Origin of the sequence: Microcoleus sp. (genome assembly GCF_049646505.1) — a bacterium.
GTDB lineage: Bacteria > Cyanobacteriota > Cyanobacteriia > Cyanobacteriales > Microcoleaceae > Microcoleus.
In genome coordinates, this window is sequence record NZ_JBARVX010000529.1 from 1 (window position 1) to 5,013 (window position 5,013).

Annotated in this window: 3 protein-coding genes, 1 tRNA gene and 1 pseudogene; 4 read left to right on the plus strand and 1 reads right to left on the minus strand. The window is 43.2% G+C overall.

All coding sequences use genetic code 11. The annotated features are described in order from the left end of the window. Window positions 1-144: 144 nt before the first annotated feature. Entirely contained in the window at window positions 145-3,483 is a 3,339-nt protein-coding gene (locus WBA89_RS25070; protein ID WP_424410243.1) for an Eco57I restriction-modification methylase domain-containing protein, read from the minus strand. A 168-nt stretch (window positions 3,484-3,651) separates the two neighbouring features. On the opposite strand from WBA89_RS25070, the gene WBA89_RS25075 reads away from it, so the two are divergent. The 4 genes and pseudogenes from WBA89_RS25075 to WBA89_RS25090 form a co-directional block, all read left to right on the plus strand. After that, window positions 3,652-3,798 (plus strand): hypothetical protein, encoded by a 147-nt coding sequence (locus tag WBA89_RS25075; protein WP_424410244.1) that lies wholly within the window; start codon window positions 3,652-3,654, stop codon window positions 3,796-3,798. 173 nt (window positions 3,799-3,971) lie between these two features. Further along, complete coding sequence (locus WBA89_RS25080) at window positions 3,972-4,175, plus strand: hypothetical protein (RefSeq protein ID WP_424410245.1); 204 nt, start codon at window positions 3,972-3,974, stop codon at window positions 4,173-4,175. 148 nt (window positions 4,176-4,323) lie between these two features. Continuing rightward, window positions 4,324-4,396 (plus strand) — tRNA-Ala (locus WBA89_RS25085). Between the two features lie 123 nt (window positions 4,397-4,519). Then, window positions 4,520-5,013 (plus strand): annotated as a pseudogene (locus WBA89_RS25090) (glycine cleavage system aminomethyltransferase GcvT); the annotation flags it as partial.

Genomic DNA, 5,013 nt, shown 5'->3' on the forward strand with positions numbered 1-5,013 from the left:
GAGCAAGAGCGGATAACAAGGGATTAAAAATTACTTTAAAGGTCAATAATTTATCTTTAAATCCTGCACAAATTGCATGATTTGCCACGCAAGAATTGTGATTCTAACATTTCTAAATACGATAAACAATGCTCTAACATTATATCAAATCTGTCGGGCGATCGGCATTCGCGGTGGCGCTGTTTTCCACATCAAATCTATTTCTTCCGGTGTCAATCCGTAAGCTTGATTAACTAAGTCGGATAAACGGTGTTCGAGTCTCAACGCTTCAGCTTTGCGAGATTGAATAGCCGGTGCATATTCATTATAAGTTTCGCGGACTGCTTTTAGTCCAGCAACGCCGAGAGGATCGGAGGATTTAGTTTTTGGCATTCGCTTTCTAATTTCTGCTACGAATTCTGCAAAGGAAAGGGTAGAAAAATCTTCGAGTTTTTGTCCGACTTTATCAATTAAATAAGTGATTTCCAGCCATTGCAAGACATCTCGGTGAGTTTCTTGATTGGTTTTGGCGATTTCAATTAAACGGCTGACAATTAATTCTACTTCTGCACGAATTTGGTCAGTTGGTGGTGCAATCGGAAGCTTTTCCATCAATTCGCCGACGGGACTCAGTGCGTCATCTTTCATGTGCGGCAAATACCGCCAATTGTGCCACCAGATGAGTGCTGAATTAAGCACTCCCAAGATATACAATTCAGAAGTCGGAATAATGAAAGCTTTATTATTTGTTAAATAACCCCTATTATCATAGCTATATGCTGGATGAAATTGAATTTCTTGATAGCTCAGTTTAGGCTGTTGAAATAAGTTGCAAAAAGATGGTGAGGCTTGCCACTGCCACCATAATTGTTTGCCTGCTCTTGCTTCTAACTTAGTTCTATATTTTTCCAGATGAGATTTTATCGTAGGATAGTTTTCTATCTCAATCTCTCTATGAGCAAAGATTATCCAAACTTCATCCCATTGAGGACACCAGCGTTTTATATCCTGACCTCGCAATAATGGCTTGATAATTTCAGCAGATTTTGGGTCAGCTTGAACTAGACTATTTTTAGTAGCTTCATCAATTAAAAAAGCTTCATTAAATCCTGTTTTTATGCCATATAAAGGCTTAACCCCTGCAAAATCTTTTAGCGGAACTCCAACTTGTTTTATTTTCTGCATCAACTCATCAACAGCCGGAGGTTCCAGACTCCAAGCAGTCGCAGTGAAACGATCGCGCGAAATTTGATAACCGTGTTCTTGAACGTACTGTGTAAGATTGATATTAGCAAGTTCCTCGCGCGGCACAGGACAAACCATCGCAGACGAATTAAGTTCAGATTTACCTCGCTCAATATCGGTTTCAGTTTCAGAGATACATAGAGAAGCGTTAGGTTTCCTGACTGCGACAATACAGGGAAAAGTATCAGCATCCTCAAAAATTGGCGCGTGTCCGAAATCAATAATTTGCTCTAGTAAACCTTGACTCGCAAAGAACTTGCGTAGAGGTTCGCCGTATCCAGACCTCAGCCATTTATTTGTGACAATATACGAAAGCACACCCCCCGGTTTGAGAATCTTTAATCCGAGTTCATAAAAGTAAGTATAGAGGTCTGCTACGCCGTGATATGATTCATAATTTGCTTGCAAATATGGTTTAATTGGAGACAGCAACTCCTGCCGCACGTAAGGCGGATTGCCAATTACAACATCAAAACCGCCGTCAGCAAAAATCTGGGGAAATTCAGCCTGCCAATCAAACGCTCTATCTGCTACATTACTGTCAGCTACGATCGAATTTCCCGATTTAATGTTATCATCCAAATAAGTCAGCGTTTTACCCGCTTGAGCCGTCTTCAACCACAGCGAAAGTTTGGTAATTTCCGCCGATTCCGACAGCAAATCTACACCGTACAAATTGTTGCTTAAAATAGTTCTGTCAAATTCCAGCGAGTTGCCGTCTTTTGGCTTATAACCCAAAGCATTCAATTCTCGATCGACTCTTTCGTACTGCTGCATCAAATAATCGAAAGCCGCAATCAAAAAAGCACCCGAACCGCACGCCGGATCGATAACTCGCGTTTTTTGCAGCACCTCGTCTCGATAGGATTTCCAAAACTTAATTGCAGTTTTCTTTGGCGGCCCAACCGACTCTTCAGCAACTTCGCCCATTAGGAACAAAGCGCGCAATTCTTGCTCTCGACGCTGCAAATAACCGCCCAGAGAAACCTCGACAATATATTGAGTAATAAAAGCTGGGGTGTAAAACACACCTTGAGTTTTTCGCTTGCCTTTTTTGCGATCGTATTCCTGTCCAGAAGTTTCCGCATTTAACTCTTCCAAATCAGTCACAGACTGCTCGAAAATATGCCCCAAAATATCGACTGAAACTTCCGTATCAAAATCAAATCTTGTCAGCTTGTTAAGCAGACTGCATAACGGATTGGGTACAGTCAACTGTGCGTCTAAAACCGGATCGAATTTAAATAAACCGCCGTTGTATCCCGGTACGGGAGGGTCATCATTTCCCACATCAACCCAGCGAAATACAGATTGATAATTTTCCCAAATTAATCTAGGATTGTATTGGTCTTTGTGGTCGTGAGCGTTCTTGAGCGTGTTGCGCGGCAGCAACCCTTTATCTTCACAAAAAGCAATGAATAAAACGCGGTCTAAAGTTTTTTGAGCTTTTTCGATGAGTACCCGATCGCGATTTGGAATATCCGGCGGCCCAGAAAAGCGAAAATGCTTGACGAGAGCGAGTCGAATTGCTTTGTATTCTTGATATAATTTATTGGTAATTTCCTCTTGAGCTTCGTCAGAATCTTTTAAAAGCCTGTCAATTGCAGAAATTGTTTGAACCCTGTTTTGGGAGGGCAAAAAATTGCGGCGGCACAGCAGAAAGTAAAACCGCTTAAAAGCTTCTAAATCCGCCAAGTCAGTCAGAAAAAATTGTTCGTAATAAGCGGGAGTTTTATTGGTATGATAAAGTCGCAGCTCTCGATAATTCGAGACAATAATCCAGCGACAATCGGGTGTATAATTAGCGTAGCGCCAACCTTGGTCAACGGCTGACTCGGCTCGCCCGGATGCAGTACGGTCTAAATCATTTTTTGCTCCCTTGAGTTCTATCGGAGCCACCACTTTACCTTGCAGGGAAACGGCTTTGCCTTGAGGATTGTCAGCAGCAGTAAAAAAGCCGATCGCCCCGTCAGCAGAACCGCCGCCATCAGATATCGTTTGTTCCGCGTTAATTTCCCAAGCTTTCCCCGCACCTTGAATTACGGAGCAATATCCCAAAACATCCTGAAAAATATCATTAATAAAACTGCCGTGCAGCGAAACTTCTTTTATTTCGTCTAACGTACCCGTTTTTAGTGCAGCAATCCAGGTTCCCAATTTTTGGCGGCGCGCTTCCATATCTTGCGGAAAGCTAAAAGCACGCAAAGCAGTGTTGAGTGTTTTGCTGTGAAAAAGGGCGCGAGTAGAGCGATTTGTCATCTTTTAAAAGCAGATTAATCAAGTTAATTTTACCGCATCTAAGTGCAATTTCATAAAGTAGCCCTAGATATTACCCCCCCCAACCCCCCCCTTACTAAGGGGGGGGCTAAGACTTCATCTATAGCAAATCTTTAGAAAAATGGTATAAGTGCAACAACGGCTTAGATTTTGCCATTCTCCCATCCAGCTACACTCAAAACGGGCGATCGCTCTTCGTCGATCGGCCTCCCGCAGGCGCCAGCTTCCCTAACGCACCTACCCTCAAAAAAGGCGATCGCACCCGCCGCGATCGCACCCGCCGCCCTCAATAGCTGAGCTAACTCTCATTTACTTTGCATATCGTAATGATTAGGCAGAGCTATCCTTTTTTCTCAGTGCCTTTTTGCTGCTCCCTCGTGGTTTTACACCAATAATTAAATGCGTATAAGCTAATCTGCAAGCAGTCAAAAGTTTTGTTACAATAGGTACGCTGTTACAAAACGTAACTTATGCTGATTTCTATTTTAATAATTGACGTGGCCCTAGTTGCCTGGTCCTTGCACCTAATGCAAGAGGCGATCGCGCAACGGGAATTTTCACTAATGCTAGCCGGCACCCTAGTTGCGGCCTCAGCCGCCGCCCTGCTAGTCGTCTACTTCCTCATGGGGTCTTGTTTGACCCATTTAACCGCAATATCCCAACACACTTATTAAATAATAGTAGGGATTTGTTCATTGAAAAGCAGCCAGGAGATTTAAAAAAAAGTCCAAAGCCTTGCCAGTTCAAGGCTCCAAACTATTTTTTCAAAAAGGCTTGACAAACATTACTCAATTAAGGCATGATTGAGAGCGCGAAAAGAAAGGGGAATTAGCTCAGTTGGTAGAGCACTACAATGGCATTGTAGGGGTCAGCGGTTCGAGCCCGCTATTCTCCATAAACAAGATTAGAGCAACAAAATTAGATCGGACGGCGGTTGAAAGTGCCAGCGTCTTCTTAAATTCGATCGCACTTTCCCGTAAAATTAAAACAATCTACCCGCAAAAAAAGCAATTATCCCGTGGCAAAGTCAACTGAACCCAACAATCCAGAGAAGCCGAGCCAGCTTGCGCGATCGCCTCTGTACGAACTATCATTACAGCTCAAAGGTCGGATGGTACCATTTTCCGGGTGGGAGATGGCAGTGCAGTACGCAGGCATCAGCAGCGAACACCAAGCAGTACGCCAACAAGCTGGAATGTTCGACATTTCCCACATGGGAAAATTCTGCTTGAAAGGGAAACAACTAATCGAAAAATTTCAGCCCCTAGTACCCTCAGACTTGAGTCGCTTGCAACCAGGTCAAGCTCAATATACAGTCTTGTTAAATAACCAAGGCTGCATCATAGACGACATTATTTTCTACTGCCAAGAACCAGACTCTATCACTGGCGAAGAACGTGCAGCAATCATTGTCAACGCCGCCAATCGCATCGCAGACAAAGCCTGGATAGAAGCCCATTTAGAATCTAGCGAAATTAGTTTTACAGATATCTCCCAAGACCAAGTTTTAAT

Bases quoted from the DNA above. Each gene is read 5' to 3' on its own strand.
- WBA89_RS25070 (WP_424410243.1), bottom strand. From the start codon at position 3,483: ATGACAAATCGCTCTACTCGCGCCCTTTTTCACAGCAAAACACTCAAC.
- WBA89_RS25080 (WP_424410245.1), top strand. From the start codon at position 3,972: ATGCTGATTTCTATTTTAATAATTGACGTGGCCCTAGTTGCCTGGTCC.